We start from the raw sequence: 21,073 nt of genomic DNA on the forward strand, positions 1-21,073 counted from the left end.
CCCCTCCCCACTCGCGGTCTGCCGTGGTTTCCCCCACTCGCGCTTTGCATCAATACACTGGCATTACTCAAGGTCCCTTGCCTGAAATGGGATAAGAGTCTGTGAACTTTGTCTGTGAACTTTTGGGGAAAATTTAATTATGCTTATCGATGTATCTAGGGTACAATACCTTTCTAGATACCTATTTCTAGATATATCGATAAGGGTAAAACACCCCCTTTAATAGTTCAAAGATGCCCTGCTGAAATTTATCCAGTGAAACTGGATAAATTTTTTGAAGCCTTTTATATTATTTTACTGGCTAACGATACCCTGATAAAATTCCACCCCTAACAGATGATCTACTCAAAAAAATATTTTTGTTCCAGGCTTCAGATTTTTTTGGCGTTTTGACTGAAAAAAAACCTACCACTAGTATAAATGCCATAAAAATCCGTAAATGTCACTATCAAATTAGGTATATTCATTAAATTTTCATAAAAATTTATAAAATTTTTACTGAGTTGGCACTGAGCAAAAACTAATTATTATATAACATCAAGTCAGCTAATAATTATGAATGATAAATTTTCCCCTGCCTCAGGGCAGTTAGTGGGTAAGCTATCAGCTATCAGCTAATGCCCTACAGAGGGTGCTACTTGAGGTGCTTTTGAATAAAAGAGGTAAGCATTCGTTTAATCTTTTTTGGATCACAGCGTCGAAGCCTGTGCCACAAAGGACTTCAAGTAGCGTGGCCATAGGCCAAGGACTTTTCTGTTGACTTTCAATTCTCATTAATCTATCAATATTAAATTATCCCGTTTGCCCATTGCACATTGCGCATCGGCGCACGCTACGAAAACGGCGCACGCTACGGGAACGGCGCACGCTACGCTGGGTTTATTTTAAGCATGATAGCTGACAGCATTAGCCTGAATGCTGACAGTTTTATATCCTGGTGGTCGTACCTATTAATTAGTGAAAATCATAGTGGCGCTAAAGATAAGCCAAATAAATAATATACCAGTTTAATTCATCCCCGTCAAAATTTTTGGGTCAGCAATAAATTTTTGGGTCAGCCAAATGCCAATAAGATCTGGTTTGTGACGATTAGATGCGTTTGCCCTAAAACTCGGAGATATTAGATTCAGATTTAAGTGAACAATCAACCCACCCCTTGAGCGTAAGCAGAAGGGGTGGGTTTTTCTCAACTTTAATTACAACAGAAAAGCTAGCTGCTGACTATCCTAGACGTAGAAGGAGAAGTTGAGATCCTCAACCCTATCGATCTCGACAATCTGACCCAGTGAGTTATTGTGGATCATCCACATGCCATTCTGTCCAGTAACGGAATTACGGAAGAAGAAATCATCAGTACCATCGTTGTTAGCGTCATAGGAACCACGGAATTCCCAAGCACCGTTTGCTGGTCGGGAATCGATCAGCACTGCGTTTTGGAAAACAGTACCATCAAGCTTCCAGTAGGCAAACTCTTGGGTATTCATATTTTCCCAGATAGCATCTGCGTTACCATCGCCATCCATGTCTCCAGCCGCAACTAACTGCCAGGGATCATTAGGTGATATGGTCAACCTGTCACCATTGGTATCCGTAATAAACGTAGCATTCTGAAACCCGGTTTGATCTATCTCCCAAACAGCAATTTCTCCAGTAGATGTGTTGTACCAGAAGATTTCTTCTGCACCACCACCGTTAACATCTCCGGTGCCACGGATTTCCCAGTTGAGGTCTGATCCTGGTTGACCTGCTGGTGCCTGAGTAGTTATTGCCTCCTGGAACTCGGAGCCTTCCATCTTCCAAATCGCAACACCCCCGGTTTCGGTATTACGCCACAGAGGACTCCTGTTACCATCGCCTAAATCCACAACACCACGGGCGTCAAATGGACTGTCGTCTGGTACCAATACCTCCTTACCACTTTGATCTTTAATGAACGCTGCCGTCTCGACGCTAGTGCCTTCGTCATTTAGAGTCCACACACCAAGTTGTCCAGTGACAGGATTACGCCAGAACAGATCCAAACTGGGGATAATATCTTCAGCTGGGGTAATTTCAATGGCATCAAGTCGCCCTAGCTCGAAATTAGCATCATTATTAATGCTATCTGCCAGTACCGAGATTTCTATTTCATCCCCTGGAGCAAGGTCTACGCCCTGAAAAATGGCATTTGGATTATCCTCAGCACTTAGAGGGCGAGGGCCACGTGGATTGCCACCGCTCAGAGGGACATAATTCCTTGGCTCAGCTGTAATCCCAGGTAAGTTTAGATTATAAACATATGTACCAACTACATTGTCGTTGACACTAAATGTCAGTGGAGATTCCCCATCCTCTTCGTCAAAGTAGGCAATACTAATATCGTACTTACCAGCCGGTCCATCATCTGCTGTCCATTGAAATCTAAGCACACCAGGGTTTTCTTCAACCGGGTCATTAAAGCTTGAGATCTGGACGGCTCGACCGCCTGAAGCAACGGTATCAATATTGTTTGCACTGGTTGTCTCATAGTTGACTCGCGTTACGCGATCGCTTTCTGCTTCAATCAGAACCATAAGATGGTTTTCTCCCAAAAGTTATCTGTGTTTACACTGGTGGGCTTTTCTTTTCAGTCCTGATGCACCAAAAAATTTCTAATTACTCCATCCCAATTCAGTAACTCACGGGATGTGTAACTTACAAAACTGGCATTACTCAACGTCCCTGGCCTGAAATGGGATAAGAGTCTGTGAACTTTTTATGTGAACTTTGTATGTGAACTTTTGGGGCAAATTTAATCATGCTTATCGATGTATCTAGGGTACAGTACCTTTCTAGATACATGTTTCTAGAAACATCGGTAAGGGTAAAACACCCCCTTTAATAGTTCAAAGATGCCCTCCTCAAATCTATCCAGTGAAACTGGATAGATTTTTTGAAGCCTTTTCTATAGTTTGACTCCCTAACGATTCCCTGATCAAATTCCACCCCTAACAGATGACCTAGTCAAAAAAGTAGTTTGGTTCTAGGCTTCATATTTTTTTTTTGCGTTTTGACTGACAAAAAAAAATCCTACCATTAGTATAAATGGCATAAATTTCAGTAAATGTCACTATCAAAATAGGGATTTTCATCAAAAATTCATAAAAATTTATGAAAAATTTACTGAGTTAGTCCTGAGCAAAAACTAATTATTATATAACATCATTCAGCTAAGAATTATGAATGAGTAATTTTACCCTCCCTCAGAGCAGTTAGGGGTTATACCAAATCTGGGTTAAAGAATAATCTTTTTCATTCAGTCCCTCTTTGATTCAGTCATTGAGGTGTGCAAGCAAGCTTTTGCCCCAATCAATTTACTGTGTGGCAAAAAGGGTTAACAGCAGGTGATTTGAGATTATTCATAAAATTAACTAATTGACAATAAATAATGTTGAAATGTAGCCAGATATCTCTTGACTTGACGAAATATCCAAGAACCATCTATGGAGATGAGCTAAATTAAACAATGATGAAAATTTTTATAGGTGCGCGCCTCCTAGGGCGAGTAAATCGCCCTTGGGTCGCACCTCTAGGAATAAAAATCTGTTGCTATTGAAATCTAGGCTATCCACTATTACCGAGACAGTTACTCATTTTGGTAACGGCTAATGGGTAATAGGTAACTGGTCGGGGTTGTATAGCGCTACGGGCAAGTCAGAAGTGAGAAGTCAGAAGTCAAAAGTAAGCTAGGACTAGGTTTCGGAGTTTAGAAGCGATGCAGAGGTGCGACCCGTGGCGAATTTAATTCGACGACTGTAAGCGCACCATTACGGTCTTGGGGAGGCAGCGCGGTCTTGGGGGTCCCCCCCATGAGCGACTGCCGTGGTTTCCCCCACTCGCGCTTTGCATCAAGACAATGTCAAACATCTTAATGGGTAGTGCTATACCAAGTAAGCATATGCGCTACAGATGGTGCTACTTGAGGTGCCGTCAGCCGTCAGCCGTCAGCCGTCAGCCTTGGCCGTTGGCCACGCTACGGGAATGGCTGGCTGATACGCGACACGCTGATACGCGACACGCTGAATGCTTACCTAATTACCTATTACCTATTACCTATTACCTATTACCTATTACCTATTACCTATTACCTATTACCTATTACCTATTACCTATTACCCATGTTCCTTTCATTAACAGGGAAACTAACCCATCAAAACCTTAGGTAATTACAGTGGGAACCTCCCGCTCTGTAAACTTGCGAATCTGGGCAATCTCATGGGCAAGGGAAATCAGTGGTTCCAATGCTTGTTGAGTATCCACGTCATGCTTAGTGGAATCTGGCTCATAGCTCTCTAAATAGAGGCGTAGGGTTGCCCCTTTTGTGCCAGTACCAGATAGGCGGAATACAATCCGAGAGCCATCAGTAAAGCCAATCCGAATCCCCTGCTTCTGGCTGACGCTCCCATCTACTGGGTCTGTGTAACTAAAGTCATCACCATACTCTACCTGGTAAGAGCCAAATTGCTGTCCTTTCAGGTCTGGCACACTTGAACGCAGACGCTCCATCAGTTCCTGAGCTCGTGCCCCATCTACCTCTTCATAGTCATGGCGGGAATAGAAATTACGACCATAGGTTTGCCAGTGGCTACGGACAATCTGCTCCACTGATTCACCCCGCACTGCCAGGATATTGAGCCAGAATAGCACTGCCCAAAGTCCATCTTTTTCCCGTACATGGTTAGAACCAGTGCCGAAACTTTCTTCACCGCACAAAGTGGCTTTACCTGCATCCAATAAATTGCCAAAAAACTTCCAACCTGTTGGGGTCTCATAGCAATCAATACCCAACTGAGCCGCCACTCGGTCTACAGCAGCACTGGTTGGCATGGAACGAGCGACCCCTGCTAAACCTTGACTATAACCAGGTACCAGATGGGCATTGGCGGTTAACACAGCGATGCTATCACTGGGGGTAACGAAGAACGAGCTTCCCAGGATCATATTGCGATCGCCATCCCCATCGGAAGCAGCCCCAAAGTCCGGTGCATTATCACCATAGAGAATATCCACCAAGTCCTTAGCATAGACTAAATTGGGGTCAGGATGACCACCACCAAAATCTTCTAACGGTATACCATTAAGTACTGTACCTTCTGGTGCCCCTAGGCGTTGTTCAAAAATAGCATGGGCATAGGGACCAGTTACCGCATGTAATGAGTCCATACACATGCGGAATTTCCCAGAGGTTAGTAGCTGGTGAATGCGGTCAAAATCAAACAGGGACTCCATCAATTGAGTATAAGGCTCAACTGGGTCAATCACCTCAACGCTCAAGGTTCCCAGGGTAAATGCACCTGGTCGGTCTAGATTCACATCCGCAGCCTCCAGGATTTTGTAACTATCAATGACTTTACTCCGAGCATAGATAGCTTCCGTCACCTTTTCCGGTGCTGGTCCACCATTACTGGTGTTATACTTGACACCGAAGTCACCCTTTGGACCCCCAGGATTGTGGCTAGCCGAGAGGATAATGCCACCTAATGCCTTATGCTTGCGAATAACACAAGATGCTGCTGGGGTAGACAGAATACCACCACAACCGACTAACAACCGACCTAACCCATTGGCGGCTGCCATTTTGAGAATGGTCTGAATTGCTTGCCGATTGTAGTAGCGACCATCACCCCCTACAACTAGGGTTTGACCTTCACAGCCTTCTAGGGAGTCAAAGATAGACTGGATAAAGTTTTCCAGGTAATGGGGCTCTTGAAAAACGGTGACCGACTTACGGAGTCCGGAAGTACCGGGCTTTTGGTCTGTAAAGGGCTTAGTAGAGACAGTGCGTATGTTCATTACAAGCTAGCTACAGGTTTTACTGCTAATTCTTTATTGTTAACTGTTACCTGTTAATTGTTAATGAAAAATTCAAAAGTCTTTGATAAATGACTGATGACTTTAGTGAGCCCTGGTCTAGAAAAGCGCGAACGCACGATCAATCCTTACCTACGCATATTTTTGTTTATTTGTCAATGCTTCACTTTAATCTATCTAAGCTACAAGCGATTAGCTTTGCACAAGGTTAGCTAATCGCTCATTAAGAAGTGACAGCTCCTACACTGACCCGTTGGGTTCAGTGTAGGCTTCCCAGCCAATCCGGCTATTGCGCGCGGAGGCGCTGGGCTTTAAGAACGGACTGCCCTTCCGCTCTGTTTTTGATGTTTATAGCTGCATTGTGATCGCGATCTAGACTACATCCACAATGGGGACAGTCATGCCATCTTACATGCAGCTTCTTTGGGACTTTTTTTCCGCAATTGGAGCAATTCTGTGAAGTGTTTTGAGCGCTTACTGGGACAGCCAACAAACCAGCATTTTCGGCTTTGTTCGTCAGTATCGTCAGAAAGCTTGACCACCCAGCATCTAGCACAGATTTAGCCAATCGGGATTTAGCCATCCCTTTGACGTTTAACTTTTCGTGAGCAACTACGTCGTAGTTTGACAATAAGTAATTAGCGGTCTTGAAATGAAAGTCTTTCCGTTTATCCGCTACTTTTTTATGCTGTTTCCCGAGCTGTTTGATAGCCTTAAGTCTATTACTTCCTCCCTTCTTCCTTCTAGATACCCGCTTTTGGACAACCTTTAAGCGCTTTTGAGCTTTCCGATAGTATTGAGGAATCTCTATGGCTTCCCCTTCGGAGGTTGTCAAAAAATCCTTTAGACCAACATCAATCCCAATTATTGAATCTGGATTTATGTCTGGCTTAACTTCGGGAACTGTCTTGTCTTCCAGGGACAAGACCAGATAGTATCCATCGCACTTTTTTGTAATGGAAGCTGTCTTAATCTTGAAGCCGGAAGGAATGGGGCGATGAAGTACTACCTTTACTCTGCCTATTTTTGGGAGATTTATTAAGTCTCCATCTAGGCACCCTTCCTTTACTTGAGGGTAAGTAAAAGTGCGATAACGGTGTGGTTTTTTGAACCTAGGCCGACCACTTCGTCTTCCATTACTATCCCCTTTAATGAACCTATCAAAAGCTAACTTTACCCTCTTGACAACATCCTGAAGTACCTGAGAGTGAACCTGCTTGTACCAAGGATGGGTTTTCTTTAGTCCTGGTAATCTTTTCTTTTGACTGTAGTAGTCAGGATTAACTCTTAATTTTGGAAGATGACAGACAAGTGGGCAGGCATTAATGGGACAGCGGTTAGCTTCGTACCAGTTAAATCGATCAGCCAACAAGTAATTGTATTGAGCACAAAGCATTGACAACCAATTGTCTATTACAACTTTCTGCTCTCTCGTTGGACGTAATCGGTACTGGTAAGCTAGTCTCATTTTTTGTATCCTGTTTTTCGACCTATAACTAGGTTAGCATGTGGGTAGCCAAATAACAACCCACAACATCAAAAAAAATGAAAGATAAAAAATTGATAGTTAGAGTAACTGAGTTTGAGAAAAAGCAGTTAAAGCAGGAGGCTGACAGGAGGGGTATGACTCCATCTGAGTTGGTCAGAAGTTTTATAGCTCGTCTCCCAATCCCAGGAGACTCTGTGTAAAATTCATCCCTGGAAACGAAACCTTAGAATAAGGCAGTCTTAATCATACAGTTTTAACCTTTGTCTCATAGCCGACCAACCATAAAGACTGCCTTATTCTTACGGTAACTTTGAACACTCATCCTTGCGGATTGAGATGTGGGGCTTCTTTTACCGGACAGCTAAATTTTCATCTGACCTCTCAACTTATAATCCAACAGCAAGTTACTAGATTATGGCTGATGATCCTTGGGCTGAATCCTTACACTAAATTTCTCGGTCGAAGCCATATTTTTCGCGGATATGGGTATTAAAATACTGACCGATAGAAGGATTATCTTTTAAACCCTTGTAGATCTCCTCTGGTACATCCCGATACTTGTAGATACTACCATTATTGAATTGAACCCGAAGAATTTTTTTTTCTACATCGTAGTCGAAGGATTTAATCACAGCGCTGGTACTTTTCAGCAATGGGAAAGCAATCACATCTCGAATACTAGCTGAATCAGTGAGTAGCATCACTAAACGGTCAATACCAATACCTAAACCACCAGTGGGAGGCATACCGTACTCCAGAGCAGCGAGAAAGTCTTCATCAACATCTTGAGCTTCCAAATCTCCTGCTGCTTTCCTGGCTGCTTGAGCTTCTAGTCGTTGCCGTTGATCTATAGGATCAGTTAACTCAGAATAACTGTTTGCTGTTTCTCTTCCCACTATAAACAATTCAAACCGTTCTACTAAACCAGATTTTGAGCGATGGGGCTTAGTGAGGGGAGAGATTTCCACAGGATAATCCAGAACGAAAGTCGGTTGGATTAACGTTTCTTCTACCTTCTGCTCAAAAGCTTCATTGAGCAATTTACCAATAGAATAGCAATCATTGGGAACCTCCACACCAGCATCTTTTGCTGCTGCTTTTGCCTGCTCAATGTTGGTAAACTTATCAAAATCTAAACCAATTTGGTCTTTGACTAACTCTTGCATCGTTACTTTACGCCAAGGGGGAGTTAGATCAATTACTTCACCTTGGTAGTTAATGGTTAGTGTACCTAACACTTCCTTAGCAGCATTACTAATCAGATTTTCCGTCAACACCATCATCTGATTATAATCGGCGTAAGCCTGATAGATTTCAATCATGGTGAATTCCGGATTGTGACGAGTCGAAATTCCTTCATTGCGGAAAACACGCCCCAACTCATACACCTTTTCAAAACCACCAACAATTAGTCGCTTCAGATGTAACTCGGTAGCAATACGCAGATACAAGTCCATTTGTAAGGTATTGTGGTAGGTGATAAAAGGACGCGCATCTGCACCACCAGCCTCACTCTGAAGTACCGGAGTTTCAATTTCAATAAAATCCTGTTGGTTTAAATAGTGCCGAATAGAAGCAGTTATTTTGGCACGACGACGAAAGGTTTCCCGGACATCAGGATTAACAATTAGGTCAACATAACGTTGACGATAGCGCTTTTCTGTATCCGTCAAACCATGCCATTTATCTGGTAAAGGCAACAAAGATTTAGTCAGGATATCATACTCCTTGACATAGATCGATAGTTCCCCTTTCTCCGTGCGCTTGATGGTTCCTTTTGCCCCAATAATATCTCCAGTATCAGTGAGTTTTTTGAGAATATTGAAAGCATTGGGAAGGTCTGCCATTTTAGCAGTGATTCTCTTTTTATCCAGGTAAAGCTGAATTGTACCAGTCTCATCCTGAATGTTGAAGAAAGCTAATTTACCAAAGACACGACGAGCTATAATCCGACCAGCAACAGCCACTTCCACATCTACTTCTTCGCCATTGCCTAGGTCAGCATAGTTTTGCTGCAATTCGGCAGCCTGAGCTGTAGATTCCCAATTATAGGCATAGGGAATTAATCCTTCTGCTTTCAGTTGTTCAACTTTTTCAAGCCGTGTGGTGCGAATTTCTTCTAGAGTTGAAGTGCTTTGTGCTTCTGGACGGGATTGGTCTGACATAATTTATAGCGACAATCTAGTGGACACATAGTGGATCAACTGTGAGTTAGTGCTGCCTGGTGATCCCTTAGTATATAGCAATTATAAGTTAAACGTTAACATCCTGGTTAAAATAGGTAACGGGTAACATAAGGGAAGTATAACTTCTTATTAATAATCAGTTAGCACTGCTCTATAACTATAATTATAGCTGATTTTTAAAAGCTTATCAACTATAACTAAGTTTATAGATATTTTTAATAATTGCTAATTCGTGGTAAGGGATGTTCAGTAATTTATTACAAATATTATTACAGTATTTTTACGTAGTAAATGCTCGAAATTGACCTTTTTTTTTGTTTAATTGTTGATGTAATTGTGCTAGATTATCTGCTATATTTTTATCGATAATTTTAGCTTTATGTCCTAATCATTATAACCATTACTATCACAATCAGCAATTACCCATTCCCGATTACCCATTCCCGATTACCATGGTAAATAACTGACTTTAATGACAGGCTTGGGAAATGAGCAAAAAACCAAAAATTATTGTACTTGATGATGACCCGACTGGCTCCCAGACAGTTCACAGCTGCTTGTTGCTGATGCACTGGGATGTGGATACATTGCGGCTGGGACTAAGGGATAACTCCCCAATCTTTTTTATTCTTACTAATACCAGAGCTCTTAACCCAGAGCAAGCAGCAACTGTGACTCGGGAAGTTTGCCATAACCTCAAAATGGCCATAGACGCTGAAGGAATTAAAGATTTTATGGTAGTCAGTCGCTCTGACTCCACCTTGCGGGGGCATTATCCTGTCGAAATTGATGTAATCGCCCAAGAAGTCGGACCATTTGATGCCCATTTCTTAGTCCCCGCATTCTTTGAGGGCGGACGAGTCACTCTCGATAGTGTCCATTACCTAATCATTGATGGTATTAGAACGCCAGTGCATGAAACCGAGTTTGCCCGTGACTCGGTATTTGGATATCGCCATAGTTATTTACCCGATTATGTCCAAGAAAAGACCAAAGGTCAGATCAAGGCTGATGCAGTAGAGCGGTTTTTACTAGCAGATATTCGTAACAGTAGCTTGGAGCGTCTTCTCAAACTTACCAATAACCAGTGTGGCGTTGTGGATGGGGAAACCCAAGGGGATTTAGATCAATTTGCGGCAGATGTCCTAAGGGCTGCTGCCCAAGGGAAACGCTTTCTGTTTCGTTCTGCTGCTAGTATTTTAACCTCCCTTGCTAGTCTTGGCTTCCAACCGGTAGCCCCTATGAATATGGCTCAGTATGTCCGACAGGGGAAACCAGGAGTTGTGATTGTGGGTTCCCACGTTAAAAAGACTACTCAACAGCTGGAGCAGCTATTGGGAGCATCTGGGATTGAGGGGATTGAGGTAAATGTAGCCAATTTACTGGATGAATCCGAACAGCAACGGGCAAAACTTTTGGCAAGTATTCTCGAGCGCGTTCAGGAAATTCACAGTACTGGTAAAACACCGGTGGTTTATACCTCTCGTCAGGAATTGGTTTTTGAGGATGTGCAGAAACGGCTGGCGTTTGGAGCAGTAGTTTCAGGCTTATTGATGGATATCGTGAGGGGATTGCCTAAAGATATGGGGTTTTTAATCAGTAAAGGGGGTATTACCTCCAATGATGTCTTAAGTACTGGCCTGGCTTTGAGGTCAGCACGACTATTGGGTCAGATCCTTCCTGGATGCTCAATGGTACTAACCTCTGCTGACCATCCCCAGTTTCATAATTTACCTGTAGTGCTATTTCCTGGCAATGTGGGAGATGTGAATGGCTTGGTGACCGTTTACCGTCGATTGAGTGCAGAGTAAGAATGTTTGACAGGATATCGGTTGTGGGTGTGGGGTAACAGAGCAATAGTATTCTTAAGTATCTTGCCCTTTTGCTCCCTACCACCATTAGCTACAATTCTCAACAGTTATCCACCAGAACTTGCTGAAGAAGGTATGATCACGGAAGAATCTATCTTCGGTGCGTTAACCAATCTGGCTCCTTGTTGCATGACTTCTGATTCTGCCCAACCATCACCAGTTTCAACGGTTTCCAACGACCGCAACTCGGTAGTTAACTGCCTTGGGCAAGTTCGCTTAAAAAGTGAGGGGAAACGGCTGTTGTTGATCTTGCCACCAGCCACTAAAAACCCTAGTACTGTCAATTGGTCGGACCTATGGGAACAATTCAAGCATCGCCTCAATGCTGGAGAGCGCTTTTGGCAGCCTGAATCCAGTGTCCATCTGATGGCTGGGGATCAATTGCTGGATGGGATGAAGCTACAAGCGATCGCTGATGCCCTTGGGGCAGTCCAGTTAAGGCTAAAGCGAGTTTACACCACGCGCCGACAAACCGCTGTGGCTGCAGCAGCTGCTGGGTACTCAGTAGAACAAGAAACTCCTAAGTACTCTTTGAATCAAAAGATTGATCAACCTACTGAATTACTCGCAGAACCTCTGTACTTACAAATGACAGTACGTTCGGGTATAGAGATTCGTCACCCTGGCACTATTGTTATAATAGGGGACTTGAACCCTGGTGGTGCATTGATTGCAGCTGGGGATATCTTCGTTTGGGGGCATCTACGAGGCATTGCCCACGCCGGTGCGAATGGTAATCGAAAATGTCGGATTATGGCATTAAAAATGGAACCCACCCAGTTGCGGATTGCTGATGCTGTAGCTAGGGCACCGGAGACACCGCCACTTCAGTACTATCCTGAAGTAGCTTACGTGACATCCGTTGGGATTCGTATTGCTAGAGCTGCTGATGTTGCTAAAACCCACTTGTCGTTGAATTCATGAGTCGAATTATTGTTGTCACCTCTGGCAAAGGAGGGGTGGGGAAAACTACCATTACCGCCAATCTAGGTTTAGCCCTAGCTCGTTTGGGTCGTCGAGTTGCTTTAGTGGATGCAGATTTTGGTTTGAGAAACTTAGACCTGCTGTTGGGACTAGAAAATCGGGTAGTCTACACGGCTATTGAAGTCTTAACAGGTCAGTGCCGCTTAGACCAGGCTTTGGTCAAAGACAAACGGCAGGAAGGACTAGTCCTGTTACCTGCAGCCCAAAGTCGTAACAAAGAAGCCGTTAACCCCAACCAAATGAAAAAGTTGTTGGGGGTGTTAGCCAAGAATTACGAGTACATCTTGGTGGACTCTCCAGCAGGAATCGAAAGCGGGTTTAAAAATGCGGTTACGGCAGCTACTGAAGCCCTAATCGTTGCTACACCAGAGATTACCTCAGTGCGGGATGCTGACCGAGTTATTGGCTTACTGGAAGCGGAAGGAATCAAGCAGACCCGCCTAATTGTCAACCGCCTGAAAGCGACAATGGTAAAAGCGGATCAGATGATGTCAGTTCAAGATGTCCAAGAAATTCTTGCTATTCCCCTAATTGGTGTTATCCCCGAAGACGAACGGGTGATTGTCTCCAGTAATCAGGGTGAACCCTTGATCTTATCAGAAAAGAAAACTCTGCCTGGAATTGCCATTGAAAACATTGCTGCACGCTTAGAAGGTGCAAATATTTCCTTCCTCGACCTGATGGCAGAACACGACAACCTAATCAGCCGCTTACGCCGCCTGTTCCAATAAGGTTTTACATTGTGAATTGCCAACAACTAGTCTTGCCAAAGAGCCTCTTCCTTCTCCCCCTGTGTGATTATTCACTACTCCAAAAAGCCCCATGATTATCGAAATTCTAGAACAACTTTTTTCCTGGAGGAGTGTTCAAAGCAGCCGTGAGGAGGCTAAGCGCCGCCTCCAACTGGTAATTGCCCACGATCGCTCTGACCTGAGTCCTAAAATGGTGGAGTCGATGCGGCAAGACATCCTGGAGGTGGTCTCTCGCTACGTTGAGATTGATTCGGAAGGGTCAGAGTTTTCCTTAGAAAGCAACCAACGGACAACAGCACTAATTGCTAATCTACCCATCCGACGAGTTAAGGAAAAGCTACGAGAGGAAGAATACCAACGCTTCACTCAAGACGAAGAAGAAGAGTAAGTGTCTAGTAGCTGAAGGGGTGACAAGCTACGTGAAACGTAGGTCAGTTGACGGGGCGAACGGGTGTGGGGTGTATAGCTAAATTGAGCCTATTACTTGGCTGAACAATTATCGGATCACCTTTGAAGGTGATTATGAACCAAGGGATGCTTGCCTGGTCACCCCTAAGGGATGGGACCTATAGTCCTGTTTATATTTAATTTGGGATCAAGTTCTGATACGGTTGAACCCTAACAATGGTAATCTTGAGAGTGGCATTACTAAATGTTAAGACTGTTTTCCAAAATCTGTAACAATAGCTTGACTAAATAAGCGCAATATGGTAGGCACCGCAGAACAAACAAACACGGGCGCTATTGCCCAAATTATCGGTCCGGTTGTTGACGTAGAGTTTCCCAGCGGCAAAATGCCGCAGATTTACAATGCCTTGAGAATTGAAGGCAAAAATGAAGCTGGACAAGATGTTGCTGTGACCTGCGAAGTGCAGCAGCTTCTCGGGGATAACCAAGTGCGCTCTGTTGCCATGAGTGGTACAGACGGTCTGGTGCGGGGTATGGAAGTTATTGATACTGGTGCCCCCATTAGTGTACCCGTCGGCAAGGCTACCTTAGGACGGATTTTCAATGTCTTGGGTGAACCAGTAGATAACAGAGGACCGGCAGAATCTGAGGAGCGCTTCCCAATTCACCGCCCTGCTCCCAAGTTAACTGAGCTGGAAACCAAGCCCTCAGTATTCGAGACCGGTATTAAAGTAATCGACCTGCTGACTCCCTATCGACGTGGTGGTAAGATTGGTCTTTTTGGCGGCGCTGGAGTCGGCAAAACTGTGATCATGATGGAGTTGATCAACAACATCGCCACGAAACACGGTGGAGTATCAGTATTTGGCGGTGTGGGAGAGCGTACCCGTGAAGGGAACGACCTCTACAACGAAATGATGGAATCCAAGGTGATCAACCCGGATGATCTAAACGAGTCGAAAATTGCCCTAGTTTATGGTCAGATGAATGAACCCCCCGGTGCGAGGATGCGGGTGGGTCTGTCAGCGTTGACCATGGCTGAGTACTTCCGGGATGTGAACAAGCAGGACGTGTTGCTGTTTATCGATAACATCTTCCGATTTGTACAAGCCGGTTCGGAAGTGTCTGCTCTTTTGGGAAGAATGCCTTCTGCGGTAGGATATCAACCTACTTTGGGAACAGATGTAGGTGCTCTGCAAGAACGGATTACCTCCACTAACGAGGGTTCAATTACCTCCATTCAGGCAGTCTATGTGCCAGCTGACGACTTGACTGACCCAGCCCCAGCAACTACATTTGCTCACCTAGATGGTACAACGGTGTTGTCCCGTGGCCTAGCATCTAAGGGAATTTACCCGGCTGTTGACCCCCTCGATTCTAATTCAACCATGCTGCAACCGAGCATTGTGGGGGAAGACCACTACGGAACAGCTCGTGCTGTGCAGGCAACTCTACAGCGTTACAAGGAACTCCAAGACATTATCGCGATTTTAGGCTTGGATGAATTGTCCGAGGATGACAGACTAACAGTGGCTCGCGCCCGCAAGATTGAGCGCTTCTTGTCTCAGCCGTTTTTTGTAGCGGAGGTCTTCACTGGTTCTCCTGGTCAGTATGTTAGCTTGGACGATACTATCAAAGGCTTCCAAATGATTCTGAAGGGGGAATTGGATGACCTTCCTGAGCAAGCCTTCTACATGGTGGGCAGTATTGATCAAGCGATGGCTAAAGCTGAAAAACTAAAGAGTTAAGTCAGGTTTGATGCTAATAAGGTTATCAAGGTTGAAGGTTAACCTAGTTAACCTGTAACCTTCAACCTGTAACCTTCAACTTTCAAGCTGCTAAACTGCCAACGTCCAACAAACACAATTCATTCTGCTGATGGCTTTAACTGTTCGTATTATTGCTCCCGACAAAACCGTCTGGGATGACCAAGCACAAGAAATAATTTTACCCAGCACTACCGGTCAGCTAGGTATATTGAGTGATCATGCTCCTCTGTTATCAGCGCTGGATACTGGTGTGATGCGAATTCGTTCAGAAAAAGAGTGGATACCAATTGCTCTTATGGGTGGATTTGTGGAAGTTGAAGATAATGAAGTGACGATTCTTGTCAATGGTGCTGAGTCCGCAGATGAAATTGACAAGGATGCTGCAGGTGTTGACTTCAACGAAGCAAAAGCTCGTCTAGAAGAACTTCAAAGCGACGAGAATACCCAAGAAAAAATCCAAGCAACTCAAGCCTATAAGAAAGCCCGTGCTCGCTTTCAAGCTGCTGGTGGCATGGTTTAGTCACGCAACGGTAAATTCCAACCCCATAAACGAAGTAAGGAGGGGATGTAAACCCTATAAGCTCAGCGCTCTCCACACCCCCCGAAACAGGGGGGTAGGGGAACGTCTGGAGTTGGTTACCGTCAGTCTTTTACTTGGATTAAGGTAATTTGATTAAGGGCGTTGGATTAAGGGCGTTGTTGAACTAAGGAATCATCTCAAGTATGGTCGGATGATTGGTCAGTTACCAATTCCCAATTCCCAATTACCCTCAATCATTAGATTAATCAGCAAGGCTGGATTAAGCACTACCAGTAAAAGCGACTTCCGGGAACTTAGCCTGAGCCTCAGACATAGGTCTACGCCTACCTTCCTCTTGCCAGTAGTTAATCACTTCAGTGGCTTTGTTGAGGATTTCAATGCGATCAGCTTCAGTAATCCAGTGTTTGGCTTCCATCTCATCCTTGAGCTGTTCCCAGGCATCGTTCCGGGGCCAGAAAAAGTAACAAGTTAATGGGCTGGTGCCTTTGCCGACAATTTGATCAACTGCCAGGGCTACATTCTCATCTAGCCAGAGAACTTTTAATAGAAATTTTGACAATCAGGCCTCCCTCAGATATCCCACGTTATCTATAACTATAATCTATTGTACAATTGATGATTCTAGCGCAATAAGACTGTTCCTGATCAAGATTCAGGGATAGGTTTTTGGTTAAATTGTTGGTACTATTGGTGTTTATCGGCAATATTGGCGAGCCTAGCCCAAGCGTGCATGATGCCTAGTTCAGAAACATTCATTCCTAACTTGAATGCCATAGTGGTGTTCGACATTGACGGCGTGGTGCGTGACGTTAGTGGTTCTTACCGTAGAGCGATCGCAGATACAGTAGACCATTACACTGGTGGTGCCTATCGACCCACTATGGTAGAGATTGACCAACTTAAATCAGAAGGGCTATGGAATAACGACTGGGATGCATCGCAAGAATTAGTTTATCGATACTTTGAGGCTCAAGGGAAAACGCGTTCGCGTAGCGGCTCTTCCAGAGCATCGCATTTTTCTCTCGACTATGAAGCCCTTGTTGATTTTTTCAATTCTCGCTACCGAGGAAAAGATCCCAACCATTGGACTGGATACATTTGCGACGAACCGTTATTGTTACAACCGAGTTATTTAGAGAGTTTGACAACAGCAGGGATTCCTTGGGGGTTTTTCAGTGGGGCAACACGACAGGAAGCGAACTATGCCCTAGAAGGACGACTCGGTCTCGAACGGCCTGTTTTAATTGCGATGGAGGATGCTCCTGGTAAGCCTGACCCGACAGGACTGTTTGCCGTAGTTCTACAGCTAGAACAGGAGCATCAAGTTAAGGTGAAATTGCCAGTTATCTACGTTGGTGACACAGTTGCTGACATGTACACTGTTGAAAAAGCCAGAGACTCTCATCCAGAACGAGTTTGGGTTGGGGTAGGGATTTTACCCCCTCATGTGCAGCAGATACCAGAACAGCGGGAGGCTTATGGAGATAGGCTAAAAGCTGCTGGTGCAACAGTGGTTTTTGATAATGTTGAGCAGCTGACTCCTGAACAGATTGAGAAAATCGTACATCAGGGTTAGTGGACAGTTAATACTTGAAGCTTTAGATTCCTTGAGGTTAAAGCTCAATAGTCAATAGTTAAACAATTCACAGGTTCACGAAAACAAAAAGGACAAGGTCAAGAGCTTCCCTGTCTTGACCTTGTCCTTTTTGTATTTATTTCTGTGTGTGTAGTGGGACTTGACCCTTTACCGTTTCAACAGCTCATCCTTTAGAGCCAGTAAATGTTACCCCAGAGATAAAGTAACGATTGAAGAAGGCGTAAATCCCCAAAGCCGGTATAGTAAAGACCATTGAGGCTGCCATGATGTAGTTCCAATAACTAATGTATTGCCCCTTAAAGGTATTTAAACCTAAGGGAAGGGTAAACATTCCTGGATCTGAGGTAATCATTAGGGGCATTAAGAAATTATTCCAAGACCCCATAAAAATAAAGATAGCTTGTGCTGCCAAAGCTGGCTTGGCTAAAGGCAGGACAACCTGCCAAAAGGTTTCCCAGCGACTTAATCCATCCAAGGCAGCAGCTTCTTCAAGTTCCTTAGGAAAATTGATAAAGAACTGCCGCATCATAAAAATAAAGGTGGCATTCACTGCACTCGGTACAATCAATCCTTGGTAGGTATTGAGCCATCCCAAAGACTTTAAGATTAAATAACCAGGAATTAGGGTGACTTGTCCAGGAATCATCAAAACTGCCAAGATTATTCCCAACAATAATGAATTACCTGGAAACTTAACTCTGGCTAAGGCATAACCTGCCATTGAGTTAAATATAATATTCAACCCTGTTACACAAACACCAACCAAGACACTGTTTAAAAACCAGCGCCCAAACAAAGGGGATTCAATGAAAATATTGCGGTAGTTATCGACGGTAAAATCATGGGGGATAAAATTCAAACCGCCAGCGATAATTTCCTCAAGGGGTTTAAATGAGGCTGATAAAGCCCAAGCAAAAGGTAAAAAAGTAATAATGGCATAGAGGATAAGAATGCTATAAAATATCCCTCTGAACCAACGAAAATTATTCACTCTTATTTGATCTCCTAATTCACTTTTTCTTCTCTAAAGAAGCCGCGTTGAATCAGTGTTGTTACTAGAATTACACCAGCTAACATTAATGCCAGTGCAGCGGCATAACCCATATCCAGACTTCTAAACGCATACTGGTAGATCAGAAGCACAACCGTCAGGGTTGAGTTGTTTGGACCACCGGTGCCACCCGAGAAGATGTAAGACTGGTCGAATAACTGAAATGTACCGATGACACCCATAACCATAACGAAAAATGTAACTGGCTTGAGTAAAGGCACAGTAATATTTATGAATTGATCGAACTCATTGGCACCATCAAGTTTTGCCGCCTCATAAACGGACCTAGGTATATCTTGCAGCGCTGCCAGGTAAATCACCATGAAAAACGGTGCTGTAGACCAAATATTCATAATCATAATGGATTTGAGCGCCACACTTGGGTCTCCTAGCCAGTTATAGGTCGGTAAACCGAAGAAGTCTAGTAATCCATTAAGTAGACCATTAGAATTATAAATCCAGATAAATATCAGGGTTAAAACCGCTGAGGAAGTGACAGTCGGTAGAAAGAAAATAATCCTGAACCATTTTTTTCCTTTAATTTCTTTATTGAGGACTAGAGCTAAAACCAGAGCCAGGATTGTTTGACAAGGAACAACAATAATGACATACTCAATTGTATTTTTGAGCGCAATCCAAACTCGCTCATCCTCAAAGGTACGAAGGAAATTTTTTAACTCAACAAATCGGTAACTCAGCCCTCCTAAAATCTCAACTTTATGGAAGGAAAGGAAGATTGCATAGATAATTGGTGCAATCAAAAAGGTTCCTAAAACTAGAATAGTAGGAGCCATGAAGAGGTAGCCAGATATAGCTTCCCTAACTTTGGCTTTCTGCCAAAATCCCTTCAATTTGACATCCCTCGATTTGACGTTTTGGTCAACTCCAAGTTTAGCTTTAGCTAGTGACATTTTTTAGTAGTTACTCGCTTGAATTTCTTTGTTAGCAGTTTGTTGTGCTTTTTTCATGGCTGACTTCAAGGATTGCTCACCCAGTAAAGCACTAAGAAACTGATTGTCGAAATGGGTCATAAATATTGGCAATTTTTCATCCCCTTGCCAAATCGTGGCGTACTCAGCACCCTTGATAAAGGGGGTGTACAGAGGATTCTGTTCATAGCCAAGTTCTGATATGACCGATTTCCGAGCCGGGATTGCCAGTCCTCCCTTCGCCCAAGCTTTCATCCCTTCCTTGCCAGTCAAATAGGAAATCAGTTCCCAGGCAGCCTCTTTATTTTTAGCTTGCTTGTTCATGACATAAGCAACGGTATAAACCATGCTTCCTTTGTGGTTACCGATACTGGGAACTTCCGCAGTGGCAAACTCAATCTTGGGAAATGTCTGTTGTAGGTAAGGAATCGCATAGCTACCTTCAATAACCATTGCTGCCTTCCCTTGGCCAAACATTTCGCTCCCAGAACTAGCTCCAACGTCTGAGGCTAGGGCAGCAGAGTGGTTTTGTCGATACATATCCATCAAAGGCGTTAGACCTGATAGGCTTTGGCGAGTCGCGAAGACAGCCTTGCCCTTCTGGTCAACTAACTCACCACCAAAGGCTTTGATCATGAAGTAGTGACGAGAGAGTTCTGGGGTGATGCCCAACCCATATAGGTCAACCCTGCCATTGTGAGTTCTATCCCTGGTCAATTTATTGGCATAGTCCTCTAACTCTTCCCAGGTTTGGGGAGGGTCGGTTATACTGAGTTGAGCGAAATATTTTTTATTGTAGAAAAGGGCAAGGGTTGTAAAATCCTTAGGCAATCCGTAGGTTTTGCCTAAGGATTGGAAGGCTTCCGAGAGATGGGGAGCAAAGTCATCTAAATCTAGGTCCTCGGTGATGTAATCATCAAGAGGCTCCAAGACTCCATGAGTCATGAGTAAGGGAGCATCTAGGGCGTCTACATAGAAGACATCAGGAGCAGCATCACCAATCAACCGAGTCTTAATGACATCCATATATTGGTCAGTGATGACTTCAAACTTGACTTTTATGCCAGGATGTGATGCTTCAAACTCCCTCAGTACCTGCTCAAGGAGCTGTTTTTCCTCCGGGCTGCTCTGCCAGCCGCTGAGGGTCACAGTGGAAATGTCACTGGCGATACTGCGGCTACAGCCAGTTAGGAACAGAATTAGAGATACTAAAATTAGACATCTCGAAAGGATTTGCTTCATGATGATAAGTAAGGACGGCAAGCACACCTCCCCTGGAAAACTTGTTTCCCGTCTGAGGAGGTGGCTATGCACCTAGAAATAATTAGTCAATACAGATGATATGGTTCTTGAGATAACTCGACATCCAAGATGGCTTTCTACAGCTTATTTCTTAAGGTATCCAAGATGGCTTTCTACAGCTTATTTCTTAAGGTGTCCGATCCTTTTTAGCTACCAAAATCTACCAAGGTAGACTTTAGCCCGCCAAGGCAAGATGCTTTCGCATCCAGGGGGTATCTCCGCGCTTCTCTGACGGAATATCCCGCGAGCGCCATAAAAATGTCAAAAAAGTTCGTTCCACCGGGATTTAAGCGCAACTATTTTTACCTTGGTTTTCGGCTTTAATTTAAGTTACATAATAATCCCTGTCGGTGTTCCCCTAATTT

At 44.0% G+C, this 21,073-nt stretch carries 17 protein-coding genes; 9 read left to right on the plus strand and 8 right to left on the minus strand.

Translation table 11 applies throughout. The features are described 5' to 3' along the window. Positions 1-1,226 precede the first annotated feature (1,226 nt). Positions 1,227-2,552 carry a hypothetical protein gene (locus tag F6K64_RS22150; RefSeq protein WP_008183068.1) on the minus strand — a complete coding sequence of 442 codons (1,326 nt, stop codon included), beginning with the start codon at positions 2,550-2,552 and terminating at the stop codon, positions 1,227-1,229. Positions 2,553-3,874: 1,322 nt separating this feature from the next. Between F6K64_RS22150 and F6K64_RS22155 the strand changes: the two genes are divergently transcribed. Continuing rightward, positions 3,875-4,180, plus strand: coding sequence for a hypothetical protein (locus tag F6K64_RS22155; RefSeq protein ID WP_131826939.1), 306 nt, complete (start codon positions 3,875-3,877; stop codon positions 4,178-4,180). On the opposite strand, the gene F6K64_RS22160 is transcribed toward F6K64_RS22155, so the two are convergent. Next, positions 4,177-5,811 (minus strand): alpha-D-glucose phosphate-specific phosphoglucomutase, encoded by a 1,635-nt coding sequence (locus F6K64_RS22160; RefSeq protein ID WP_008183066.1) that lies wholly within the window; start codon positions 5,809-5,811, stop codon positions 4,177-4,179. The two genes, F6K64_RS22155 and F6K64_RS22160, sit on opposite strands and share 4 nt — an antisense overlap. A 304-nt stretch (positions 5,812-6,115) precedes the next feature. Then, a complete protein-coding gene (locus F6K64_RS22165; protein ID WP_008183065.1) occupies positions 6,116-7,297 on the minus strand; it encodes an RNA-guided endonuclease InsQ/TnpB family protein in 1,182 nt (393 codons plus the stop codon). A 77-nt stretch (positions 7,298-7,374) separates the two neighbouring features. Here F6K64_RS22165 and F6K64_RS39030 point away from each other — a divergent pair, with 77 nt between their 5' ends. After that, positions 7,375-7,518 carry a plasmid mobilization protein gene (locus F6K64_RS39030; protein WP_008183062.1) on the plus strand — a complete coding sequence of 48 codons (144 nt, stop codon included), beginning with the start codon at positions 7,375-7,377 and terminating at the stop codon, positions 7,516-7,518. Between the two features lie 246 nt (positions 7,519-7,764). On the opposite strand, the gene lysS is transcribed toward F6K64_RS39030, so the two are convergent. After that, entirely contained in the window at positions 7,765-9,483 is a 1,719-nt protein-coding gene (lysS, locus tag F6K64_RS22170) for a lysine--tRNA ligase (protein ID WP_008183060.1), read from the minus strand. 509 nt (positions 9,484-9,992) lie between these two features. Between lysS and F6K64_RS22175 the strand changes: the two genes are divergently transcribed. The 6 genes from F6K64_RS22175 (at position 9,993) to atpC (ending at position 15,808) form a co-directional block, all read left to right on the plus strand. Beyond that, entirely contained in the window at positions 9,993-11,315 is a 1,323-nt protein-coding gene (locus F6K64_RS22175; protein WP_008183058.1) for a four-carbon acid sugar kinase family protein, read from the plus strand. 189 nt (positions 11,316-11,504) lie between these two features. Beyond that, complete coding sequence (minC, locus tag F6K64_RS22180) at positions 11,505-12,299, plus strand: septum site-determining protein MinC (protein ID WP_044492862.1); 795 nt, start codon at positions 11,505-11,507, stop codon at positions 12,297-12,299. After that, positions 12,296-13,090 (plus strand): septum site-determining protein MinD, encoded by a 795-nt coding sequence (gene minD / locus F6K64_RS22185; RefSeq protein WP_008183054.1) that lies wholly within the window; start codon positions 12,296-12,298, stop codon positions 13,088-13,090. Before minC ends, minD begins: the two co-directional genes overlap by 4 nt. A gap of 91 nt (positions 13,091-13,181) precedes the next feature. Beyond that, entirely contained in the window at positions 13,182-13,499 is a 318-nt protein-coding gene (gene minE / locus F6K64_RS22190) for a cell division topological specificity factor MinE (RefSeq protein ID WP_008183051.1), read from the plus strand. Positions 13,500-13,818: 319 nt separating this feature from the next. Further along, the gene (gene atpD, locus F6K64_RS22195; protein ID WP_008183049.1) at positions 13,819-15,267 is read left to right on the plus strand and encodes a F0F1 ATP synthase subunit beta; all 1,449 of its coding nucleotides are present in this window, start codon (positions 13,819-13,821) and stop codon (positions 15,265-15,267) included. Between the two features lie 130 nt (positions 15,268-15,397). Continuing rightward, positions 15,398-15,808 (plus strand): ATP synthase F1 subunit epsilon, encoded by a 411-nt coding sequence (atpC, locus tag F6K64_RS22200; protein WP_008183048.1) that lies wholly within the window; start codon positions 15,398-15,400, stop codon positions 15,806-15,808. 280 nt (positions 15,809-16,088) lie between these two features. Here the strand turns inward: atpC and F6K64_RS22205 are convergent, their stop codons facing one another. Further along, positions 16,089-16,388 carry a 30S ribosomal protein PSRP-3 gene (locus F6K64_RS22205; RefSeq protein WP_008183046.1) on the minus strand — a complete coding sequence of 100 codons (300 nt, stop codon included), beginning with the start codon at positions 16,386-16,388 and terminating at the stop codon, positions 16,089-16,091. A 174-nt stretch (positions 16,389-16,562) separates the two neighbouring features. On the opposite strand from F6K64_RS22205, the gene F6K64_RS22210 reads away from it, so the two are divergent. Continuing rightward, complete coding sequence (locus tag F6K64_RS22210; protein ID WP_008183045.1) at positions 16,563-17,405, plus strand: TIGR01548 family HAD-type hydrolase; 843 nt, start codon at positions 16,563-16,565, stop codon at positions 17,403-17,405. A 184-nt stretch (positions 17,406-17,589) separates the two neighbouring features. Here the strand turns inward: F6K64_RS22210 and F6K64_RS22215 are convergent, their stop codons facing one another. Genes F6K64_RS22215 through F6K64_RS22225 form a run of 3 tightly spaced genes read right to left on the minus strand, consistent with a single transcriptional unit; the run spans position 17,590 to position 20,648 of the window. After that, positions 17,590-18,417: a carbohydrate ABC transporter permease gene (locus F6K64_RS22215; RefSeq protein ID WP_008183042.1), complete on the minus strand. Its 828-nt coding sequence runs from the start codon at positions 18,415-18,417 to the stop codon at positions 17,590-17,592. 14 nt (positions 18,418-18,431) lie between these two features. Next, positions 18,432-19,388 carry a carbohydrate ABC transporter permease gene (locus F6K64_RS22220; RefSeq protein ID WP_008183040.1) on the minus strand — a complete coding sequence of 319 codons (957 nt, stop codon included), beginning with the start codon at positions 19,386-19,388 and terminating at the stop codon, positions 18,432-18,434. Between the two features lie 3 nt (positions 19,389-19,391). Next, the gene (locus F6K64_RS22225; protein ID WP_008183038.1) at positions 19,392-20,648 is read right to left on the minus strand and encodes an ABC transporter substrate-binding protein; all 1,257 of its coding nucleotides are present in this window, start codon (positions 20,646-20,648) and stop codon (positions 19,392-19,394) included. Positions 20,649-21,073 lie beyond the last annotated feature (425 nt).

Source organism: Moorena sp. SIO3A2, from assembly GCF_010672265.1.
Taxonomy (GTDB): domain Bacteria; phylum Cyanobacteriota; class Cyanobacteriia; order Cyanobacteriales; family Coleofasciculaceae; genus Moorena; species Moorena producens.

Excerpts from the sequence above, each read along its gene's own strand:
- F6K64_RS22220 (WP_008183040.1), bottom strand. The coding sequence starts at position 19,388 with ATGTCACTAGCTAAAGCTAAACTTGGAGTTGACCAAAACGTCAAATCG.
- F6K64_RS22155 (WP_131826939.1), top strand. The coding sequence starts at position 3,875 with ATGTCAAACATCTTAATGGGTAGTGCTATACCAAGTAAGCATATGCGC.
- F6K64_RS22225 (WP_008183038.1), bottom strand. The coding sequence starts at position 20,648 with ATGAAGCAAATCCTTTCGAGATGTCTAATTTTAGTATCTCTAATTCTG.
- F6K64_RS22160 (WP_008183066.1), bottom strand. The coding sequence starts at position 5,811 with ATGAACATACGCACTGTCTCTACTAAGCCCTTTACAGACCAAAAGCCC.
- atpC (WP_008183048.1), top strand. The coding sequence starts at position 15,398 with ATGGCTTTAACTGTTCGTATTATTGCTCCCGACAAAACCGTCTGGGAT.
- F6K64_RS39030 (WP_008183062.1), top strand. The coding sequence starts at position 7,375 with ATGAAAGATAAAAAATTGATAGTTAGAGTAACTGAGTTTGAGAAAAAG.
- minE (WP_008183051.1), top strand. The coding sequence starts at position 13,182 with ATGATTATCGAAATTCTAGAACAACTTTTTTCCTGGAGGAGTGTTCAA.
- F6K64_RS22175 (WP_008183058.1), top strand. The coding sequence starts at position 9,993 with ATGAGCAAAAAACCAAAAATTATTGTACTTGATGATGACCCGACTGGC.
- lysS (WP_008183060.1), bottom strand. The coding sequence starts at position 9,483 with ATGTCAGACCAATCCCGTCCAGAAGCACAAAGCACTTCAACTCTAGAA.
- F6K64_RS22210 (WP_008183045.1), top strand. The coding sequence starts at position 16,563 with ATGCCTAGTTCAGAAACATTCATTCCTAACTTGAATGCCATAGTGGTG.
- atpD (WP_008183049.1), top strand. The coding sequence starts at position 13,819 with ATGGTAGGCACCGCAGAACAAACAAACACGGGCGCTATTGCCCAAATT.
- minC (WP_044492862.1), top strand. The coding sequence starts at position 11,505 with ATGACTTCTGATTCTGCCCAACCATCACCAGTTTCAACGGTTTCCAAC.
- F6K64_RS22165 (WP_008183065.1), bottom strand. The coding sequence starts at position 7,297 with ATGAGACTAGCTTACCAGTACCGATTACGTCCAACGAGAGAGCAGAAA.
- minD (WP_008183054.1), top strand. The coding sequence starts at position 12,296 with ATGAGTCGAATTATTGTTGTCACCTCTGGCAAAGGAGGGGTGGGGAAA.
- F6K64_RS22150 (WP_008183068.1), bottom strand. The coding sequence starts at position 2,552 with ATGGTTCTGATTGAAGCAGAAAGCGATCGCGTAACGCGAGTCAACTAT.